At 45.1% G+C, this 20,909-nt stretch carries 18 protein-coding genes; 15 read left to right on the top strand and 3 right to left on the bottom strand.

The window, feature by feature from the left end; translation table 11 throughout:
- Positions 1-12 precede the first annotated feature (12 nt).
- A complete protein-coding gene (locus tag NSU15_RS25120) occupies positions 13-1,746 on the top strand; it encodes a family 10 glycosylhydrolase (RefSeq protein ID WP_339287946.1) in 1,734 nt (577 codons plus the stop codon).
- A gap of 287 nt (positions 1,747-2,033) precedes the next feature.
- Here NSU15_RS25120 and NSU15_RS25115 read toward each other — a convergent pair whose 3' ends face one another.
- Complete coding sequence (locus tag NSU15_RS25115; RefSeq protein WP_339287944.1) at positions 2,034-2,354, bottom strand: hypothetical protein; 321 nt, start codon at positions 2,352-2,354, stop codon at positions 2,034-2,036.
- Between the two features lie 170 nt (positions 2,355-2,524).
- Here NSU15_RS25115 and NSU15_RS25110 point away from each other — a divergent pair, with 170 nt between their 5' ends.
- The 4 genes from NSU15_RS25110 (at position 2,525) to NSU15_RS25095 (ending at position 7,782) form a co-directional block, all read left to right on the top strand.
- Positions 2,525-2,839: a hypothetical protein gene (locus NSU15_RS25110; protein ID WP_339287942.1), complete on the top strand. Its 315-nt coding sequence runs from the start codon at positions 2,525-2,527 to the stop codon at positions 2,837-2,839.
- 201 nt (positions 2,840-3,040) lie between these two features.
- Positions 3,041-4,093, top strand: a complete 1,053-nt coding sequence (locus NSU15_RS25105; RefSeq protein WP_339287941.1) for an AraC family transcriptional regulator — start codon at positions 3,041-3,043, stop codon at positions 4,091-4,093.
- A 171-nt stretch (positions 4,094-4,264) separates the two neighbouring features.
- The gene (locus NSU15_RS25100; RefSeq protein WP_339291460.1) at positions 4,265-6,046 is read left to right on the top strand and encodes an ABC transporter ATP-binding protein; all 1,782 of its coding nucleotides are present in this window, start codon (positions 4,265-4,267) and stop codon (positions 6,044-6,046) included.
- Positions 6,043-7,782 (top strand): ABC transporter ATP-binding protein, encoded by a 1,740-nt coding sequence (locus NSU15_RS25095; protein ID WP_339287940.1) that lies wholly within the window; start codon positions 6,043-6,045, stop codon positions 7,780-7,782. The genes NSU15_RS25100 and NSU15_RS25095 overlap by 4 nt, the downstream gene beginning before the upstream one ends.
- 235 nt (positions 7,783-8,017) lie before the next feature.
- Here the strand turns inward: NSU15_RS25095 and NSU15_RS25090 are convergent, their stop codons facing one another.
- Complete coding sequence (locus NSU15_RS25090; RefSeq protein WP_339287938.1) at positions 8,018-9,187, bottom strand: DUF4179 domain-containing protein; 1,170 nt, start codon at positions 9,185-9,187, stop codon at positions 8,018-8,020.
- Positions 9,174-9,707, bottom strand: a complete 534-nt coding sequence (locus NSU15_RS25085) for a sigma-70 family RNA polymerase sigma factor (protein ID WP_339287937.1) — start codon at positions 9,705-9,707, stop codon at positions 9,174-9,176. The genes NSU15_RS25090 and NSU15_RS25085 overlap by 14 nt, the downstream gene beginning before the upstream one ends.
- A 670-nt stretch (positions 9,708-10,377) precedes the next feature.
- On the opposite strand from NSU15_RS25085, the gene NSU15_RS25080 reads away from it, so the two are divergent.
- From NSU15_RS25080 to NSU15_RS25035, 10 genes are all read left to right on the top strand, one after another.
- On the top strand, positions 10,378-10,722 hold the full coding sequence (locus tag NSU15_RS25080; protein WP_339287936.1) for a metalloregulator ArsR/SmtB family transcription factor: 345 nt from the start codon (positions 10,378-10,380) through the stop codon (positions 10,720-10,722).
- 66 nt (positions 10,723-10,788) lie between these two features.
- Positions 10,789-11,787 carry an NADP-dependent oxidoreductase gene (locus tag NSU15_RS25075; RefSeq protein ID WP_339287935.1) on the top strand — a complete coding sequence of 333 codons (999 nt, stop codon included), beginning with the start codon at positions 10,789-10,791 and terminating at the stop codon, positions 11,785-11,787.
- A 156-nt stretch (positions 11,788-11,943) separates the two neighbouring features.
- On the top strand, positions 11,944-12,588 hold the full coding sequence (locus NSU15_RS25070) for a hypothetical protein (RefSeq protein WP_339287934.1): 645 nt from the start codon (positions 11,944-11,946) through the stop codon (positions 12,586-12,588).
- 102 nt (positions 12,589-12,690) lie between these two features.
- Positions 12,691-13,539: a helix-turn-helix domain-containing protein gene (locus NSU15_RS25065; protein ID WP_339287933.1), complete on the top strand. Its 849-nt coding sequence runs from the start codon at positions 12,691-12,693 to the stop codon at positions 13,537-13,539.
- A gap of 224 nt (positions 13,540-13,763) precedes the next feature.
- Entirely contained in the window at positions 13,764-14,321 is a 558-nt protein-coding gene (locus NSU15_RS25060) for a sigma-70 family RNA polymerase sigma factor (protein WP_339287932.1), read from the top strand.
- Positions 14,318-15,268 (top strand): hypothetical protein, encoded by a 951-nt coding sequence (locus NSU15_RS25055; protein WP_339287931.1) that lies wholly within the window; start codon positions 14,318-14,320, stop codon positions 15,266-15,268. Before NSU15_RS25060 ends, NSU15_RS25055 begins: the two co-directional genes overlap by 4 nt.
- A 250-nt stretch (positions 15,269-15,518) precedes the next feature.
- Complete coding sequence (locus tag NSU15_RS25050; protein WP_231573912.1) at positions 15,519-16,496, top strand: ABC transporter permease subunit; 978 nt, start codon at positions 15,519-15,521, stop codon at positions 16,494-16,496.
- Between the two features lie 14 nt (positions 16,497-16,510).
- On the top strand, positions 16,511-17,425 hold the full coding sequence (locus NSU15_RS25045; protein WP_042130793.1) for a carbohydrate ABC transporter permease: 915 nt from the start codon (positions 16,511-16,513) through the stop codon (positions 17,423-17,425).
- 70 nt (positions 17,426-17,495) lie between these two features.
- Positions 17,496-19,091 (top strand): ABC transporter substrate-binding protein, encoded by a 1,596-nt coding sequence (locus NSU15_RS25040; protein WP_339287930.1) that lies wholly within the window; start codon positions 17,496-17,498, stop codon positions 19,089-19,091.
- Between the two features lie 81 nt (positions 19,092-19,172).
- Entirely contained in the window at positions 19,173-20,909 is a 1,737-nt protein-coding gene (locus tag NSU15_RS25035) for a histidine kinase (RefSeq protein ID WP_042130789.1), read from the top strand.

Raw genomic sequence — 20,909 nt, 5'->3', positions numbered from 1 at the left:
GGAGGCGATATTATGGCATTTGCGCTGAGGTCGAAATTCATAGCAATGTTAAGCTTCGTATTGGTTTCTTCGATAGCAGGTGGTTCCGTGCCGGCTAAGGCCGATGTGGAGAGTAATCCCCCTTTTGAAACGGAAGTGATTGTACGGACCGTAAACCAGTTTAAGAATACGGCGGATGTCCATAATTTCATCCAGCTGTCCACAAGCTACGGTGTCGATGTCATCAGCATGAACGTGAAGCAGGATGAAGATGATGAGGTTCCGTCTGGAAGTGTATTTTATCAGAGCGATATCGCTCCGATCGCGCAAGGCTACGAGAATTTCGATGCCCTGCAGGCTGTCATTACAGCAGCCCATGCTGCAGGAATCAAGGTTCATGCCTGGATTCCTCAGTTCCATGATCAGCAAGCCTTCCTTGCTCACGATGAATGGCAGATGCAAGCGCTGGTTAACGGGGTTCAGACTCCTTTCACAGGTTCTAACGGCAATGAATACTTCGTCAATCCGATTCACCACGAAGTGCAGCAGTATGAGCGTTCCATCATTCAGGAAGTGATCGAGAATTATGCTGTTGACGGTGTTGTGCTAGACTGGATTCGTTTCGACAATTACAACATGGACGTCAGTGATTATACGGTTGCGAAGTATCAGGCGCAGTTCGGCTATTCCCCGCTCAGCATTAACTTCGATACAGATTCCCCTCAGCGTGAGCAGTGGAATGAATGGAGAACTGAACAAATTGGACAGTATGTAGGCGATATCCGTGAGGATATTTCTGCATCCTCAAATCCGGATGTGCAGCTCGGTGTGTATATTTTGCCGCCGGAATTTACAGAGGTTGGACAGAATGTAGCCAAATTCAAGGATGATATCGACTTTGTCGCACCGATGGCGTACTTTGATGACTGGGAGTTCAATAGTGATTGGGTATACAGCACTTCCTACGGCATTCTGAAGGATACGAGCGACCGGATCAGTGGCAGTGACGTGGAGATTGTAGCCACACTGGATAATGACTGGACTGATGATCAATATCAGGAGATTTACAAGGGAATCCGCGAGAATTATCCGGATGTGAAGCGCCTGTCGTTCTTTGCCTACGGGGCCTGGCCAGAAGATGAGTTGGCCAATATTAAGGAACGTGAAACCTGGCCGACGCCGGGCTGGACGCCTCCGGTAGAACAAGACTATCCGGCTCAATTACCAGTAGGATGGAAGGCTCGGAATATCGGTTCCATGCCGGGGAACGTTACCTACAATTCATCCAATAAGCAATTTACACTCAGCAGCACCTCTACGGATATTTGGGGAAGTGGTGATCAACTGAATTATATATACAAATCCGTGAGTGGCAATGCGGAGATTATTGTAAAAGTACAGTCCACTAGCCGATTGGACGGTTGGGCTAAGGCCGGTATTATGATTCGCGAGTCGCTGGGGCATAATTCGAAGCACGCGGATATGATGCTTACCCCTGAGAATGGGGCAACCTTCCAGTATCGTGCAGAGACAGCGGGCAATATGGTCGACCATACTGCGGCTGCCTCGGCTCCAAGATGGCTAAAGCTGACCAGAAGCGGAAATACCTTCAAAGGGGCTATTTCGACGAACGGGAATAGCTGGCAAACGGTCGGAACTGCTCAGATCCCGATGAATCGAAAGGTGTATATTGGCATAGCGCTTAGCAATCCGGGGGATGATTCGAGGAATAAGGCCGTGTTTGGAAATGTGAAGATTACGGATTAAGCCCAATGCAATAGCTTGGGGAGCTGAAAATATAGCTGGCCATGTCTTCGGAAGTGACGCGCTTAAGCCTTCTCCACCTCTAGGGGTGAGGGAAGGCTTTTTGTTGATGATGTGTATTTACGGACTTTGCCAAATCCCTTTCTTGCATGGTTATGAGCTGTTCTGCGGTCTTCTGTCACGTCAAGGAAAGCTCGGCCAGTCAACATGAAAAGGGATTAACTGGTTATTCTCCGGTTGGGCGCGGAAACTCCTGTATTGTATTGAATTGAATTAGAGGTGTAATTTCCTCATAGTGTTCTGAAAATGTCATTTATCGTGTAATACAAAGCATTAAGTTCATCCATATAAACTGTTTTTATTTTAGTTTTATCAGGATTGTCACTTACCATTTCCATAAAAACATCCAGATCATTAATGATACCGTTAAGGCTTGCGCGCTTTAACAATTCTGAATCAGAAATATCATCTTTAAACGATAGTCTTAAGATTTCCATAGTGTCGTTTACAATATCCTTGAAATTTTCTTCTTCTCCATAGAAAGTTGCAATCTTTTTTAAAAAGTCTGCATATTTATCTGGTATTTTTGAATTTTCCGAAAAAATAATCATATATATCTTCTCCCTATATTCATTGAATTTATAAATAGTTTAAGTCTTGGCCAGCTGTGAAATCACCTAATTGTAGTCAGGGATATTATAATTAGATTTGGAACAATTGGCGGTTAAAAATGATACAGTAGTTCAGTTATAGTTGACCACTTCGAAAGCGGGTGCTGGTAATGCTAAAGACAGTATCAGTTATTTTTAATGAGCGGCCAAATAGTTGGGGATTAAGAGGGGATCCATATCTTTGGGATGAGCTAGAGAATTACTTTCAAGAAGTGACTTATCCATGTACAGGTGAGGCGTTTGCACAGAGATTCAAATACGCGTTTGAGGAATTAACAGGAGGTAACTTAGATGATTTAGACAAACAAATCTATTGTGAGAAATATAGTCACGGTGGTATGTCCAGTGGGTATGTTTCTCTGGAGTTTTGGGTTGAAGTAGCGATTCCAATGCTAATTGAACGATTGGAGGAATTAGCAAATTAAATTGGTGAACAATAAAGCGTTAAAGACCGTTCACAAGCGGTTGTCGAGCTAATCAAGCTTGGGGAGCTGAAAATATAGCTGGCCATGTCTTCAGAAGTGATGCGTTTAAGACTTCTTCACTTTTAGGGGGGAAGTTTTTTGTTGTGTATGCGTATTTGCTAAAAGAACATTCAATTGATAATCATTCTCAATACATATATAATGAATCCAAAGTACGGGGAAGCAGGGATGAGCATGGAGCGTAGCGATGGTCTGAATGCAGCAGAAACAATTGATGCCCATAAGACGCTTATATGCGAAGGGTTTAATTTTACTTACCAGCTGGATGGGAGCCACTTTGAGATAAAACCACCGGTCGAACTAGGGGAAGGCAGCTGCCGGAGCCTGCTTACGCATGGGTATCTTCAGATGACGGATTTTGATCTCCGATTTAACCGTGATATTGAAGCGAAGGGCGAGTTTAGAACACCACGTACGGAGCTTGTATTCTGCATGGGCCATGGAATTGAATGGGGAACCTCGCTGAAGCAGGACTATTTTGCCATAGATACAGGAGAAAGTGCGCTGCTTCACGGGGGAGTAAGAAGTGAGAATTGCACGTACCTTAGCGGAGCAGGCTACCGATTCCTAAGTATAGATATGAGTCCGGCACAATTTGAGCGGATGACCAGTGGATTGACTGAGGATACACGGCTCCGAGCCGGAGGAGGAACGGGTTTGTTTTTTGGTAAAAGTGGTATCACGCCATCTATCCGGCTCATTCTGTCGCAAATTGCGGATTGTTCCTATGGTCAGGGTATGCGGGAACTCTATCTGGAGGGAAAAATGCTGGAGCTGATGGCGGTCTATCTCAATGAATCTTTATATGAAGCGGAGCGGATTCCAGGTTCGGTTAAGCTGTCTAAAGATGATATGGAGAGCCTGCGACTAGCCAAAGAAATTCTCCAGCGTGATTATTTACATCCACCGACGCTGGCTGGCCTCTCTCGCATCATTTGCCTCAATGAGTTCAAATTGAAAAAGGGTTTTAAGGAAATGTTCGGTTATACCGTCCATGCCTATGTTATCGAACAACGGATGCAAAGGGCGCAGCAGCTGCTGGAACAAGGGAATATGACTGTAAGTGAAGCAGCTTCCAGGGTTGGATACGGGAATGTCAGCCATTTCTCAGCAGCCTTTCGCAAAAAGTTCGGTGTGCGTCCCGGAGAATATTTGATTAGCAGCAGACAGCGTTCTGTAGGAACTTGGATGTAAGCGCGTATCGAAAACAGATGCTCCTGATTTGATTAGTTATAATCCCAGAAGCGGTAGCAACCGTGAACAGCATTCTTATACACTAGTGCACAGAGAATCATTCTCAGTGCACTTTTTTTGTGCGTAATTATCAAGAGTGGGGGAACAGCTGTGAGTAAAACCAAAACTGGCATGTCGAGACTGCTAGAGATTGCCGGAGAGAAGCGGGGCCTGCTGATCCTGTCTGGCGTATTGTCATCTGTCAGCGCCGTACTAATGCTGGTACCGTTTTTATCTGTTTATTTCATATTGGCTGAGCTACTGCGGCATGCCGCGTCTCCTGGACAGGTCGATGGTGATGCCATGATTCGCTGGGGATGGATTGCACTCGGCGGATTGATTGGAGGTCTGGTGACCTCGTATTGCGGTATTATGTGCTCGCATATTGCGGCTTTTCGTATTCAGTATAATCTGCGTGTGCGAATGACCGAACATTTGGGCAGACTGCCGCTTGGTTTCCTGAACGGAACTTCAACCGGCGCAGTGAAGAAGACGCTGGAACAGAAGGTCGACAAGGTGGAAAATTTCGTAGCGCATCAGCTCCCTGATCTGGTCAGTGCGCTGGCGTCTACGGTGCTGATGATTGTGGCAATGTTCTGGCTGAGTCCGCCGTTAGCTGTTGCCTGTCTTCTACCGATCCTCATAGGAATGGTTGTACAGTCGGCACTTATGATGAGCGGCAAGGGAAAAACCAGCGTGAAGCAGTATCATGATTCTTTGGAGCAGATTAATGCTTCGGCGGTGCAGTATGTACGGGGGATGCCGGCGGTGAAGGTGTTCGGGCAGACGGTGCATTCCTTCCGTAAGTTCTACAGTGATATGACCAGATACCGTGATTATTGTCTAGAGTTTACGGACCGTTATCAATCAGGGTATATCCTGTTCAAAACATTGCTGGCTTCCTCGTTTACCTTTATTTTACCGGTGGGTGTCTTTATGCTAAGCGGCCAGCCGGACTCCATGTCCTTTGCGCTTGTGCTGCTGTTCTTTCTAATTATGGCACCTGGCGTATCCTCTCCGCTCTATAAGCTGCTTATGCTGGCTTCAAGCACACGGGATATCGGAGAAGGTGTAGAGCGGATGGATCGTCTTTTGGCACAGCAGCCTGTACCAGAGATAACAATGCCGCTGTCACCGTATGCTTTCGACGTTGAATTCACGGACGTAACCTTTTCCTACAGTGAAGAAGAGGGGGCTGCGGCTGCGCTCAGTAAGGTTTCCTTCCGGGCAGAACAAGGGAAGGTTACAGCGCTGGTTGGGCCGTCAGGTTCAGGGAAATCGACGGTGGCCAGCCTGGTGCCGCGGTTCTGGGACCCGCAAGAGGGCGCGATTCGTATCGGTGGCGTGGATATCCGTCATATGGCGATTCATGAACTGATGAATACAGTTGCCTTTGTATTTCAGGAGACCTTCCTGTTCTATGACACTTTGTATGAGAATATTGCCGTTGGCAAACCGGGAGCGACGCTGGATGAAGTTCAGGCTGCAGCCAGAGCTGCGCAATGCGACGAGTTCATCTCTCGGCTTCCGCAGGGGTACGAAACTTTAATCGGTGAAGGTGGTGTCTATCTCTCCGGCGGTGAAGAGCAGCGTATTGCGGTAGCCCGGGCCATCCTCAAAAATGCGCCGGTACTTGTGCTCGATGAAGCGACTGCTTTTGCCGACCCGGAGAATGAGCATCATATGCAGCTGGCACTAACGGAGCTTATGCGCGGGAAGACGGTTATTGTCATTGCCCACCGCCTGTCTTCTATTCGTGAAGCTGCACAAATTTTGGTACTGAGAGACGGGGAAATCGTGGAGCGCGGAGATCATGATCGTTTGATTGATCTCAATGGACTTTACACTCAAATGTGGCATGCCTACAGTGACACTGGAGATTGGCATATGGAAAAGGGAGGGGATCAGCTATGAAGGTATTGCATAATATTACCGCAGGTAAACCTCAACAGCTGCTAAAGCCTGTGCTTTTTTCTTTGCTAGCCAATCTAGTCAGTGTGCTTCCGTTCGCGCTTGTCATTGAGGCGGTGCGGTTAATTTTTGCTCCTTATATTACGGTGGGGGCAGAGCTTCAGATAGAACGGCTTTGGTGGATTTGTGCGGGACTAGCTGCTGTCATGATACTGATGTTCCTGAGCGAAATTCCGGCATACCGCTCGGCATACCGCGGGGCTTACAATGTTGCGGCGCAGGGACGGGCGGAATTAGCAGAGCATCTGCGAAAGCTTCCGCTAGGTTACCTGACTCGCCGGGACCCTGGTGATCTGGCCAATATGATGATGGGCGATTTCACATTGGTGGAGACAGGGATTTCTCATCTGCTGCCACAGCTTGCAGGGGCTTTTGTGCTGCCGATATTCGCACTTGCGGGGTTGCTGTTCCTAGACTGGCAGATGGCAATCTCCATGTTCGTAGCGCTGCCGATTGCCCTCTTGATCATGTATTTATCGGGCAGACTGCGGCGAAGACTCGGAGCAGATCATATGAAGGCTAAATTGAACGCTGCGAACCGGCTGCAGGAATATTTAAACGGTATACGGGTGATGAAAGCCTACAATCTGACGGGAGAGCGATTTGTTCGTCTGGATAACTCTTTTAGAACTTTGATGAAGGAAAGTGTGAAGCTTGAAGGGATATTCGGACCGGTCATTCTAACGGCTATGGCTCTTCTTCGTGCGGGTCTGACCTTAATGGTATACGTAGGTGTGCATCTATTGTTAGGCGGGGAGCTCGGTGTTTTGCAGCTGGCGGTATTCCTTATTGTCGGCACACGCATCTATGATCCACTGACGACGGCGCTCGCCAACTATGCTGAATTCCGGTACAACGAACAAGCGGGTGAACGCATCGTAGACCTGCTTCGCCAGCCGGTAATGACGGGTACTACAGCCTCGCTTCCCGAGTGCAGTACCATCCGCTTTGACAATGTTACCTTCAGTTATGGAGGTGACCCAGTTCTCAAACAATTAAGCATAGAAATGCCGCAAGGCTCATTAACTGCAATCGTGGGTCCCTCCGGCAGCGGAAAGAGTACAGTGCTGCGTTTGATCTCACGTTTCTATGATCCTGACGAAGGAAGTGTTCTGCTAGGCGGACGCAATATTAAAGAGATTGATCCAGAACATTTGTTAGGGTCTGTGTCGGTTGTGTTTCAGGATGTGTACCTGTTCCAAGATACCATCGGAAACAACATTGCCTTTGGACGGCCGGGCGCGTCACAGCAGGATATTCAACAAGCAGCAGAAATGGCCCGTTGCCATGATTTCATTATGAAATTGCCGCTTGGTTATGACACGCCAGTAGGAGAGGGTGGCAGTACGCTTTCCGGAGGGGAAAAGCAGCGGATTTCCATTGCACGCGCAATTCTCAAGAACGCTCCAATCGTATTGCTGGATGAAGCTACTGCATCGCTTGACCCGCAAAATGAAGCCGAAATCCAGAAGGGAATTGATGCACTGATTACGGGAAGAACCGTTATTGTTATCGCCCATCGCCTGAAGACCATACGTGGTGCAGACAACATTATCGTGCTGGAAGATGGCCGACTGGTGGAGCAGGGACGGCATGAAGCTTTACTACTACGAGGCGGATTGTACGGCCGTCTCTGGAAGCTGCAGCAGCAATCCGTCGGATTCCGTATCACATCATAGGGAACGTCATTCACATTTTTAGGTGGGCAAACGTATGACTATCACAAAGGATGAATCTAACTGGCCGATTATAAGCCTAAGTCTGAGAGTGATAAGGAAATGAGCTGTGCGGAGAAAATATCGAAGCTGGCTTCAGCTAAATAACCTACAAAAGACGAAGCCAGATTTGGCTTCGTCTTTTGTAGGTTTGCATCCCCTTTTCATCCTAGAGAGTAGTGTCCTTTTTACAAATGAACTATTGCACCGAAAGTACAGTCTCCAGCTCAGGGATATATTCCTTGACCATATTGTTGTCTTCCCACCGTCCTTTAGTCCCAGCTGGGGCTTGACCTTCGGAAACGACTAAGTACGGTTTGATGGTTACGGTACTCGGTATAGTCTTGAAGGGTTCAAAACGAACATTATAAGATTCGCTTAAGGGGTGAGCACCGATGGGCTTCAGTTGAACGCCATGTTCATCCACAATGTCAAACTGAAGAGCGATGATGCCTCCGTTAGCACCCTTGTATTTCGAAGGGATAGAAGCGAGCATTTCTTCTATGCTCTGGCCCGGTTTGGTTTTGTACTCAACGGATACCTGCGTTGTGATTGGGGTGATTTCTACCTTACTGATCTGCAAGTTAATGTTATCGTGATGCTTGGTCTCATCTGAAGTTAGTGCGGTAACGGGCGTTGATTTTGTAACAGGCAGAACGAATTCGAACGGGACATCGTAACCCTTTAACGTTACATTTACAGTCAAGTCAAACTGATCAGGGAACTGGACAGTCTGTGTTGTTGTGCTTGGCTCATAATAAGTGTTCAAAACCTGAACCATTAGGCTGGAAGCAGTCTCACCGTCCATGAATTCGTAACCTGCGTTCAGAGATTGGCCTTTATAGAGAACCTCTAACGTATCCACCGCCCCTTTATTGGCATCGGAAGGCGGCGAATTGGGCTCCGAAGCCAGACGGTTTCCAGGAGTGGTTATGTTCATAAGAATTCGGGTTCCGTCAAATAACAACGTTGGGATATTTATGGTCACATCGCCATGGGTCACGCTTAGGTTTACGTTTGTGATGAAATCCTCGGCTTGTTGAACACCGGGATCTCCGTTGTTTTCGCCCCATAATGAATAGATTTGTCCCAGAACCGGAATTTGCTTGAGTGCATCAGCCATTGCGGGCGATACAAAGCCGGAAGCAAGGACTGTAACTCCAAGAATTGCAGCGGCTGCAGTGGAAATCCACCATTTATTAAAAGTTTCTGGTACATTTTTCTTTTTCTGAACGGGGGAAATGGAATTATCGGTTTCCCTGATGATTTGGTAAGTCTCATTCAGCTTGGAGCGGGCAATATCCGATAACTCATCGGGAAGTAGGCTTTGGCAGTTCTTTAATTGTTCTTCTAACTTAGTGTTTACCATGTCGCAACTCCATTTCTTGATTGAATTGAGATGAATGCTTTAGCTTTTTGCGGGCGCGATGCAGCCGGGTCTTCACGGCTACCTTAGAAATTTCGAGAATGTCGGAAATTTGACTGATCGGCATGTCCTGTAGGTAATGAAGGAGAATGACAATCCGTAGATTCTCCTCAAGATGTTGAACGGCATCCCATAATTCGATTTTCTCATAATCCTTGGAAATGGAAGGGACTTCGGGAAGCTCTCCATAAGGGAGGGCTCTTGAGTTGTTTTTGATCATTTTGTTGCATTCATTAATCAGAATCCGGAAGATCCACGTTTTGAAAAAAGCGGGCTCTCTGAGTGTATGGATGGACTTAAAGGCTTTAAGCATCGTCTCTTGCAGGGCATCTGCACAATCTTCGTCTTTGTTGACGATGGCCCTTGCAGTTCTATATAAAGGTAACTCTATCTCCTGCATCAACTGCACGAATGCTTCTGGGTCCCCAGCTTTGGCTTTGACGACAATAGGATTAATATGCAAAGATTTACCTGCTTTCTTGACTAAAAGTCTTAGGATGTTCGTAACGTTACTTAAATATTAGATCGGGTAGGTAGCTGGAAGGTTACAACGAAAGAAAACCTAAGATATCCGGGGACTGCACCGCTTGGGTAAAATCAGCACACACGGGTTTTTGTAAGCATTCTGGGTTCACAAAATAATGTAGTATCTGGTGGGGTAGTTTTGCTTACTGAAAGCAAAAGCCCTTTCTGCCGTTTTGGCGGAAAGGGCCAGTCGTACTTGCTATTTGGTATTTTAATAATGTTAGGTTTATTTATTCAAGATTATCTTTAAATTTTCTATTTCTCTCTTATAAAAATCAACGGTCTTACCCTCTGTGACTTTCCAGTCCCTTTCTAGTGATTCGGCACGAAATTCTTATACTACTCAATGAGTTTATGGTGATTTGAAAAGTTTCAATCAAAAATGATTCCATTCTCCGCATCCCGCAAAACATTATGATTGCTTTTACTGTCGTGTTTTCCTATTTGGATAACCTCCAAGTTGTCTAAGCCCATTGGAAGATGAGAATAATGTAAAAAATTCCCTTGTAATCTCGATTTTCTTTCCCAAGGTTGCAGAGGATATCTTGTTATGACATACTCGTCAGCAAATGGTTCGCTAAGTTAAACGATTGAACGAGATGAAAGCGGTGAGAATCATAAATAAACAGCAACAAGTTGAAGTCATCAAAGAAGATTTCAAATTATGCCAGAAGGTCTTTTCGGCCATTGGTAATGAGACACGGCAATCTATTATTACTGTACTTATGGAGACTACTTGTACGAACGGACTACGCGTAGGTGAGATTACTGAACAAACTCATCTCTCACGACCTGCTGTCTCACATCATCTGAGGATCTTAAGAGAAGCTGGAATCATTATGGTGCGGGAAGAAGGCGCTAAAAATTATTATTTTATGGATGTTAGAACAAAATTAGGAGTGTTAAAAAATCTTATAAACCATCTGGATGAATTCATGGAACAATATTACTAGAAAATACAGACGAAGTAGACTAACAATTACATGCTTCGCATCTCGATAATGAAAAGGAGGATTCTTGTGAAAGCGATGATCATTGAAAAATACGGAAAAAGTCCTCTTCTATTGGCAGACACTCCAACGCCTTCAGTGGGTGATTATGATGTATTGGCGGAAATCCATGCGGCGAGTATTAATCCTATCGATTTCAAGGTGCGCGATGGCAAAACTCGTATGCTGTTGAAATACGATATGCCGCTTGTTTTAGGAAATGATTTTTCAGGTATAGTCACCAAAGTAGGAAACAAAGTAACAAAATTCAAAATAGGTGATGCAATATACGGACGGCCAAGAAAGAATAGAATTGGAACCTTCGCTGAATATATATCCGTACATGAGGACGATATAGCCTTAAAGCCTCACAACCTTTCCTTTGAGGAAGCGGCGTCAATCCCACTAGTCGGGCTTACATCCTATCAAACATTACATGATATATTACAGCTGTCGGCAGGGCAAAAAGTATTGATTCAAGCTGGCTCGGGCGGCGTTGGAACCTTTGCTATCCAGCTTGCCAAAGCAATGGGGCTTTATGTGGCTACAACTACTAGTGATGCCGGAGCTAAACTGGTCAAATCTCTTGGAGCCGATCAAATAATTAATTATAAAACAGAACAATTTGATGAGGTTTTACAAAATTATGATGGAGTATTCGATACGATTGGCGGAGAAACATTAGAAAAGGCTTTTAAAATAGTCAAACCAGGCGGGCAAATTGTATCGGTTTCTGGGCTGCCCAATGCGCGCTTCGGAGAAGAATATGGGTCTGGCTTTATAAAAACGAGTCTTTTTCGATTGGTTACCCGTAAGCTAACAAAATTAGAGAAGCAATACCATGTTAAATACAACTTCCTGTTCATGAAACCAAGCGGGAGACAATTAGAGATCATTTCAGAGTTTATAGAGGCAGGGAAAATAAAGCCTGTAATTGATCAAATATTTTCTTTTGAAGAAGCTCAAAAAGCAATGGAGTATTCCGAATCGGGAAGGGCAAAAGGAAAAATCATATTAAAGATAAAGTGATAGGGAATTTAACCCAACTCATAGAATATAACTACTTGTACCAAGAAAGGAGCATTTCTATGTGTTTTCACTGTTATAGGAAGATAAGAATCCGCCACCTCTCCGAAACCGACGTGTTAAAGTAAGATACTACACAAATCATATGGGGTGTATCGGATGAAGATAAATGATAATTATTTGAAGGAACAATTAAAACATGTTTATTGGCTTAATGGTGGACCTTGTGCCGGAAAGACTACTATGACCAAAAAATTCGTAGAGGAACTAGGCTTTCAAACATTAGGTGATGATGTCTTAAAATATAGACCTTTCACTAGTCCTGTTGATTACCCTGCTCTTCAATTTCCTAATCCTGATTTGGATTGGAATAAGTGGTTCAATAAACCCGTAGATGAGCACTGCCAATGGCTATTTCAAATCGTCGAAGAGATGATGGACTTCTTTATCATTGACTTGTTAACAATGCCTAATGACAAACCAATAATTATTGATTTAGGCATAATGCCTGAACGTATATTACCTTTTATACCAGAAGAGAGAATGATTTGTTTGTATACGTCTGACGAAGAGATAGAACGATTATATTACTTTAGAGAAGATCATAAGATGATTTTGGACTGCATCAACGCCTATACGATAAACCCAGAGGAAACGATTAAGCACGGAAACAAATCTATGGTTAAGTTTTCTAATGAGATTAAGCACGCCTGTACTGCTATAGGGATTAAAACCGTTGAAAGAATACCAAGTATGAGCGTGGAGGAACAATTTAAGTTAGTTAAAGAACATTTTGGATTGTAGAGATGACCTAAAGGTAAGTTTTGTACTGACTTTTTCGTGCAGTAAATGCACGGCTTTCATTTGTTAACTACACTAAAATTTATCTCGAAGGGAGGGAATACGATGGATTGGTTGCAGAGGATGAACAGCGCGATGGAATATATAGAAACAAATCTAACGGATAAAATCTCATATGATGACATAGCGCAGATCGCCTGTTGTTCTACTTATCATTTTCAACGAATGTTTCCGTTTATTACTGGAATAACGTTATCTGAGTACATTCGACGTCGACGGTTGACATTGGCGGCTTTTGAGCTGCAGACAACAAATGCAAAGGTTATTGATATAGCTATGAAATATGGGTATGATTCGCCGGAAGCGTTTGCGCGAGCGTTTAAGAATCTTCATGGGATAATACCGATATCTGCACGCGATAAAGGCGTTTCTCTAAAAGCCTATCCTCGGATGTCCTTTCATATTTCTATAAAAGGAGATGTCGAGATGAATTATCGAATTGAACAAAGAGGGCCTTTTGAGATGTTCGGAGTATATGGTCTAATAAATTTGGACATGAAAACAGCGTTCTCTGAAGTTCCTCAATTCCGTGGAAAATGTGATGATGATGGTAGTGTTGATCTTATGAATGAATTACTAGGACGTTTTGGTGATACTGTATTGCACGCTGCCTTATATGATCACACGGGAGAATCTTTCAAGTATATGATTTGTTACAATTTACCAAAGGGGCTTGAAATTCCAGAGAGATTTACAAAGCTCTCTGTCCAGGCATTAACATGGGCTATTTTCCCGGAGCCGCAATGTGATTTGCAAAAACTGTGGGAACGCATATACTCCGAATGGTTTCCAACCTCTGAATACGAACAGGTTGATGGTCCTAGTTTCGAAATGTATTATGGTATGGCAGTGAATGTTACAGGGGAAATATGGATACCCGTAAAGAAAAAATAACATTTACTCAGTGAAATGCAGGGATGCGTAAGCGAAGATGATAGCTGAACAAAGTAAATCTATTTAAAGAAACCACTCCTTTGTCGGGAGTGGTTTTGTCTTATATATTTTGTATGATCAAACTACCTGCAGTTTATGAGCTGGAAAAAAAATTTAGTATAAGTGCAACCATTTCTACGAACTTTCTACTATATAGATAAGAGTGTTGAAAAGGAGAACAGCGGATGGAAGACCAAGGAATAGTTCACTTATATCTACAGCGTTCACAGCAAGCTATTTTAGAGACTAAGAAAAAATATGGGGCTTACTGCAGAGTGATTGCAAGAAACATTATTTCAAATTTGTCTGATGTTGAAGAGTGTGAGAACGATACATATTTAGCAGCATGGAATGCAATACCGCCTAATCTGCCTAGAAATTTTCCGGTATTTCTGGGGAGGATCACCCGTAATATTGCGCTTGATAAATATGGTTATAATAAAGCGCAAAAGCGTAATCGTGAGTTTGAAGTCATTCTAACTGAACTAGAAGAATGTTTAGCTTCCCCTGATACGGTAGAAACAGAGTATGAAGAAGGTGAGATAGCGAGCTTAATAAATCAATTTTTATATGGCATAGATGAGCAAGCCAGAAACATATTTATTGGAAGGTACTGGTATTCGTATTCGATAGAGGAGCTTTCCATGAGATTTAATATGAGTAGTAGCAAAGTGAAATCTATATTATTTAGGACAAGAAAAAAACTTAGAGCTTACCTAAATCAAGAGGGGGTTAACCTATGAAAAAAGAAGATTTATTTAAGGAGATCGGATTCATTGATGAGAACTTAATTGAAGCGGCTAAGCACAATGGAATAGAGAAAAGAAGAAAAGGTATCTCTAAAAAGTGGGTTGTTTTGGTCGCCTGTCTTATCCTGTATAGTTCAACTGCTTCAGCTTTATTAGCAACAGAATATTATAAAAATCAAAATTCTGAGCCTTACATACGTTACCTAAAAGCTGAAGATATGGAGTTAGAGCCTGCTACTAAATATGATGCCGAAAAATTTCTACATGCTTTGAAAAGTGATAATAATGAATATGTATATATTGCTATTAATAGGCTGGTAGAAAGCTTTAATGATCAAAAGTTGAGAGTAAAAGCTTTAAAAGAACTTCAACCATTTATAAAAAATGAGAATCAAAAAATCGCCGATGCGGCTGCTTTTGCCGTCGATATTTTGTCAAAAAGTTATAAGAGCCCTTATATTGTTAAATTAGCAGACGGAAGTATGATATTTACGTTGTTTAATAATTATTCGGATTATGGAAGTCAAAATGTCATTTGGAGAATAAAAGACAATGTGCTTGAAGAGTATCTAAGTTTTTCAACACCATCAATGTATGTTAAAAAAATTATTCCTTCACCAAATCATAAGTTAGTTGCAATACTAACATGCTCTAATAAAAGTAATTTCGTCCAAATTAATGATATTGAAGAGGGAAGGGTAAGTCCAGAATTAATAGAATCTGCAAGAGTTAAATATGGTGTGCAAAAAAAATTAGATACATGGATTCGCACAGATCATGAAAATTATAGCTATGCAGATAAGATAGTGTGGAAAGACAATGATACTTTAGCATTTGAGGGGTCTCTTGCCTACCAGAATACTGAGATTATTGAGAATGTTACTGTAAAGTATCAGTTTAGTAAAAAGATCATAGAAGTAAAAGAGCTTAATTCTAGATGAGAGTATGTTTCGGCGGCTCCTGTTATAGTTTTCGCCCCCCTTATGATACGGTTTACTGTATCATAAGGAGGGGTATTTTTGCGCTGGAATTTCTTGAAATAAGAGTGATTAATTATGAAAAGAACTCCAAATATCCATATGGAGCATGAAGTCACTTTTGAATAAACAAGGTCATTTGCAAGAGAGAATTCGTTTCTGTTCTTCTACTATAATGAATCCATCCAGATTAAGTAGAGTGAGGTTCGAACCTATGACAAACCCTGCAACGAAAGCTGTAACCAAGCCGTCCTATACGCAGTCAATGGGCCGCATTGACCGGCTGCTGCGCAATATCGTGAAGTACCGGGTGCTGCTGCTTATGCTGCTGCCCACCTCCATTATCTTCTTCATCAATTGCTACATCCCAATGTTCGGATTATTCATTGCGTTCAAGAACATCAACTACGTGGATGGTATTATGGGCAGTCCATGGGCGGGGCTAGACAACTTCCGTTTCCTGTTCGCTACCTCCGATGCCCTGCGGGTGACCATCAACACCGTTGCCTACAACGTGGTCTTTATTATCTCAGGCCTCATTCTCTCCGTCTCCCTGGCGATTGCGATCAATGAGGTCCGCAGCAAGCTTTCCTCCCGTTTCTTCCAGACCGTTATGATTATGCCGAATTTCTTGTCCATGGTGGTCGTCAGCTTCATCGTCTATGCCTTCCTGCACCCGGAGTATGGCTTCCTGGTCAAGCATATTCTGCCGATGTTCGGCTATTCCTCAGTCAATGCTTACATGCATCCTAATGCATGGCCCTACATTCTATGGGCTACCAAGATGTGGCATTCCATCGGTATAGGGAGCGTCATCTATCTCGCCGCCATCACGGGTATCAGCGAGGAACTGTACGAGGCCGCCGTCATGGACGGCGCCAGCAAGTGGCAACAGATCACCCGGATTACCCTGCCGTTGCTCACGCCGATCATGGTCATTCTTACTATTCTCAACCTGGGCGGCATTTTTCGCTCGGACTTCGGGCTGTTCTACCACGTTACACTCGACTCCGGTGCGCTGCGTTCGACAACGGATGTCATCGACACCTATGTGTACCGGGGCTTGATCCAGCTCAATGACCTAGGCATGTCCTCGGCGGCGAACTTCTATCAATCTGTCATCGGCTTCTTTCTTGTCATTGGAGCGAACAGTCTGGCCCGTAAGCTGAACCGCGATACGGCACTTTTCTAGAACGGAGGATCATAATGAATACTGCATCCCATATCAGTTCTTACTCCAAGGGGCCAAAGACCGCCCAGATTATTCTTCACCTGTTCTTCATTGCTTTCAGCATGGCCTGCATCCTGCCCATTGTGCTGATTGTGGCCATTTCCTTAACCAATGAGAAAACGTTAACTCTAGAGGGGTATAAATTCTTTCCCGACAAGGTTGATTTATCCGCTTACCAGTATTTGTTCAACCATTCGGAGACCCTGATCAAAGCTTATGGAATCAGTCTGACCGTTACGCTGATCGGAACCCTTCTGGCCGTACTGCTGATTGCACTATATGCATACCCCCTTTACCGGAAGGACTTTCCCTTTAAAAAGGTGTTTAACTTCTATCTTCTAATTACGATGCTGTTCTCGGGAGGGCTTGTTCCGTTCTACCTGCTATACGTTAACTATCTGAATCTGAAGGACTCGCTGATCGCGCTCATTCTTCCCGGACTGTCTAACGCATTCTATATTTTTATTACGCGAACCTTCTTCCAACAAACGGTGCCGGAAGAGATGATAGAATCTGGTAAATTGGATGGGGCATCAGAATGGCGGATTTTCTTCCAGCTTGTGCTTCCGATCTCGCTGCCCGTGCTCGCTACCATCGGTTTGTTCACCACGCTGATGTATTGGAATGACTGGTTCAATTCGATGCTCTTTATTAATGACACTGACAAGTACTCTCTGCAGTACGTCATGATTCAAATGATCCGTCAGGCGGAGTTCTTCAAGAACCAGTTGGCGGGAAGCGGTGTGGCCCTGCTTGTACACGAGTCGGTTCCGACCGAAAGCCTGCGGATGGCCATGGTCGTTGTATCGATAGGTCCCATTCTGTTCATCTATCCGTTTTTCCAGAAGTACTTCACCAAAGGCCTTACAATAGGAGCTATCAAAGGTTAAGCTGTCTAACTCTGGCTAAAATGCCGGTTAGAATATATGATCCGAATTATCATTGAGGAGGTTTAAACAAATGAGAACAAAAAGAGGCTCAGGCGCGGTGCTTGCTGCTCTAACCGCCGTTATACTGGGCATTACCGGGTGTAGCGGAGGAAATTCTAACGCTTCCGATCCGTCCGAGGCAGAGTCCAGTGCCGCAGCTACAGCTACCGGGGGCACGGAGAGCGGCAATCTCGATATTTCAACTTACCGGAAGCTAACCGTTTACACGGTCGGAAATTTCCCGCAGAATGATACCAAGGCGGTTGTGGAGGAGATCAATAAATATCTTAAGCAAAAGATCAACGCCGAAGTTGACTTCCAGGGGCTTCCTTGGTCCTCTTGGGCCGAAAAGATGGCTCTGGCGTATCAATCCGGGGAACAGGTCGATTTAACGTTTGCCCCCAACTGGGCCGATTTCGCCAACAACGTTGCCAAGGGTGCGTTCCTACCTCTTGACGATTTGTTGGACAAATATGGACAAGGGATCAAGGAGACGTTGGATCCCCGTTTTCTTGACGGCGGAACGGTGGACGGCAAAATCTATGCCATTCCAACCAATAAGGAAATCGGCGAGAGCCACACCATTATGTTCCGCAAAGACCTTGTGGACAAATACGGATTCGATGTAGACTCAATTCAGACTCTGGAGGATCTGGAGCCATGGCTTCAGACGATCAAGGAGAAGGAGCCCGCTATTGCGCCGATCTGGCTCTCCGGCAGCGGTTCAGACACACTTGGCTACTTCGACAAAACCAGGGAGAGCATCAAAGAAAACTTCCGTTACGAGCTGGTTGCAGGCGCTCCCGCCGGCATCGTCCTGGATACCAAGACCGATAAGATGATTATCAGCTCAATGGAATCCGACACTGCGATCTACCGGATGAAGCTCTACAGCGATTGGTTCAGCAAAGGCTTTATCAATAAGGATGCCGCAACGACCAAGACCAGTACTGAAGATGCTTTCAAAGCGGGCAAGACCTGGATGAAATTCGGCTCGGATAAACCGGACTCCGACAAGGAAGATTCCATCGCCACCGGAATTGAGCTGGTGAAGCTGAAGGGCAATGATCCCGAGATCAGCACAGCCAGCGTCAGCAACTCCATGATGGCCATTGGACGCACCTCCGTTGATCCGGAGCGGACGATGATGCTGCTGAACCTGCTGCATACAGACCCGCATCTGGTCAATCTGATTGATTTCGGTGTGGAAGACCGGCAATACGTCAAGGTGGACGGCAAGGAGAACTTCATCAAGCTTCCCGACGGCGTGGCGACCCGGGCCGATACCGGCTGGGCGCCGGGGATTGAATGGATGTTCGGCAACCAGACCTTAACTTACCTTTGGGAAGGCGAAAGCGCTGACAAGTGGGAGAAGTTCAAGGCTTACAACGATAAGGCCCATAAGGTGAAGTCTTTCGGCTTCAACTTCAATACGGACCCTGTCAAAACGCAGGTATCTGTCGTCAGCAACATCATCAAGGAATTCCGTCCGCTGCTTGAAACGGGCAGCCTGAGTGTAGACAAAGTACTGACAGAATACAATAAAAAGTTGAAAGCCAACGGAATCGAGGACATCCGCGCCGAGGTTCAGAAGCAATACGATGCCTGGAAGGCAAAACAATCCTAAATAAACAGGCTGAGGGGAAGGACGGCTACCGTCCTTCCCTTTCCTGCAGCCGAGGCGCAAATGTACCTAAGGGGTGGGAATGTGAAATTATCCTTGCGATTCAAAGTGAGTGCCCTGGTCTTGCTGCTGGTCACTCCGCTGTTTTTCTTTCTCTATTACACCAACATCTATGCGACCAACATCGTTCGGGAGAAAGTCGCAAAATCTGCTTCCGATACACTGACCCTTCACTTAGGTACGCTCGACGAGTTGCTGGAGCAGACCAGCCATTATCTACTGCGTACCGCTAATGAGAACATGCTACTGGAGCTCTATTCGGACAGCGGTCCGGATAGTGTCAATTACTATCTGTCCATCCGTAAGCTAATGGACCAGTGGTACAGCGATGTCAGCTATTACACGATTATCCGTAGTGTGTTCGTATACCATCAGGACCGGGATGAGTTATTCCTCAGTAGCCAGAAAGAATATTATCAGGAGAAAGAGATGATTTCTACCGGATTGTCCACGCGCTTGAATGCTTCCAGTCTTCCAGCTTCCCTGAAGTGGGAGACCGTCACCATCGGAGGAGAGCCGCTGCTATTCAAGGTGCTGCCGGACAAGAGCGGGCGGCTCCTGATGGGTGTTCTGATCAGCATTGACGCTTTGGCACAGCCCCTGACCCAACTGGAGTCTACAGGAGGTAGTGAGCAGATCGGCATGATTAGCAATGACGGTAAGCTGTTATGGGGCCAATTCGCCGGGGAGGATCTTACACGTATCCGTAGACAGCTCAATAATCCTGCCCATCCCGTGGATGCATCGATTCGTCTCAGTAACGGCAATAATTATCTGCTGATTGACAAGCCTTCGCAATACTCCAATCTGAATGTCTTTATTCTATTGGACGAGAAATCTATTCTGGATGAGCTGCCGATCTTCCAGAGGATCATCAAGACCATTCCCATAGCCATTATTATCATTATGGCTATCCTTCTGGCTCTGCTGAGTCGGCTTGTGTTCAAGCCGATCCAGCATTTGACCAGCGGGATGCGTATTCTGGGGAAGGGGCATCTGGAGCACCGGCTGAAGGAAGGCAACAGCAGGGAGTTCCAGATCATCACCCGGCAATTCAACCAGATGGCCGAGCATATCGGCAATCTCAAGATTGATGTGTATGAAGAGCAAATGAAGGTGCAGCAAGCGGAGCTCAAGCATCTTCAGGCGCAGATCAACCCGCATTTTTTTATGAATTCCTTGAATATCGTCTTTCATCTGGTGGAGCTGCAGAAGTATTCGCTGATCAAAAAAATGATAAGCCATCTGGTCTCCCATTTCAGATTCATTATGAATACCAATAGTACCTGGATTCCCCTCCTCAGCGAGCTAAAACATATTCAAAACTACATTGAGATTCAGATGGTCATGTATCCGGACAAGCTGTCCTATCAAGTCCATCTGCCGAAGGAGCTTGAATCCAACCTCATTCCGCCGCTGCTGATTCAGCCATTCGTCGAGAACGCGATCAAGCATGGATTCGTCAACAACGCCAAGCCATTCGAGGTCGTGATCACGGTCCGGGAAGAAGCCGGGGAGAACAGCGATGCCTGCATTGCCATTCAGGTCCGGGATTCCGGGCCGGGCTTCTCCGCACTTCAATTGGAGATGCTCAATCTGGGTTTGTATGAGCAGAAGCCTACAGACCACCATCTGGGAATATGGAATGTATACAGACGCATGCTGATGTTTTACAACAACCGGGCAAGGCTTACCTTCCATAATATCCCTGACGGGGGGGCGGTGGTGGAGATAAGACTGCCCGCTCAAAGGGAGCTGTGA

Origin of the sequence: Paenibacillus sp. FSL E2-0201, from assembly GCF_037963325.1 — a bacterium.
Lineage (GTDB): Bacteria > Bacillota > Bacilli > Paenibacillales > Paenibacillaceae > Paenibacillus_AQ.
This window is presented reverse-complemented; position numbering and strand designations above follow the sequence as displayed.

Excerpts from the sequence above, each read along its gene's own strand:
- NSU15_RS25100 (WP_339291460.1), top strand. The coding sequence starts at position 4,265 with ATGTCGAGACTGCTAGAGATTGCCGGAGAGAAGCGGGGCCTGCTGATC.
- NSU15_RS25060 (WP_339287932.1), top strand. The coding sequence starts at position 13,764 with ATGGAAGACCAAGGAATAGTTCACTTATATCTACAGCGTTCACAGCAA.
- NSU15_RS25055 (WP_339287931.1), top strand. The coding sequence starts at position 14,318 with ATGAAAAAAGAAGATTTATTTAAGGAGATCGGATTCATTGATGAGAAC.
- NSU15_RS25090 (WP_339287938.1), bottom strand. The coding sequence starts at position 9,187 with ATGGTAAACACTAAGTTAGAAGAACAATTAAAGAACTGCCAAAGCCTA.
- NSU15_RS25045 (WP_042130793.1), top strand. The coding sequence starts at position 16,511 with ATGAATACTGCATCCCATATCAGTTCTTACTCCAAGGGGCCAAAGACC.
- NSU15_RS25050 (WP_231573912.1), top strand. The coding sequence starts at position 15,519 with ATGACAAACCCTGCAACGAAAGCTGTAACCAAGCCGTCCTATACGCAG.
- NSU15_RS25115 (WP_339287944.1), bottom strand. The coding sequence starts at position 2,354 with ATGATTATTTTTTCGGAAAATTCAAAAATACCAGATAAATATGCAGAC.
- NSU15_RS25070 (WP_339287934.1), top strand. The coding sequence starts at position 11,944 with ATGAAGATAAATGATAATTATTTGAAGGAACAATTAAAACATGTTTAT.
- NSU15_RS25065 (WP_339287933.1), top strand. The coding sequence starts at position 12,691 with ATGGATTGGTTGCAGAGGATGAACAGCGCGATGGAATATATAGAAACA.
- NSU15_RS25120 (WP_339287946.1), top strand. The coding sequence starts at position 13 with ATGGCATTTGCGCTGAGGTCGAAATTCATAGCAATGTTAAGCTTCGTA.
- NSU15_RS25110 (WP_339287942.1), top strand. The coding sequence starts at position 2,525 with ATGCTAAAGACAGTATCAGTTATTTTTAATGAGCGGCCAAATAGTTGG.
- NSU15_RS25040 (WP_339287930.1), top strand. The coding sequence starts at position 17,496 with ATGAGAACAAAAAGAGGCTCAGGCGCGGTGCTTGCTGCTCTAACCGCC.
- NSU15_RS25095 (WP_339287940.1), top strand. The coding sequence starts at position 6,043 with ATGAAGGTATTGCATAATATTACCGCAGGTAAACCTCAACAGCTGCTA.
- NSU15_RS25105 (WP_339287941.1), top strand. The coding sequence starts at position 3,041 with ATGAATCCAAAGTACGGGGAAGCAGGGATGAGCATGGAGCGTAGCGAT.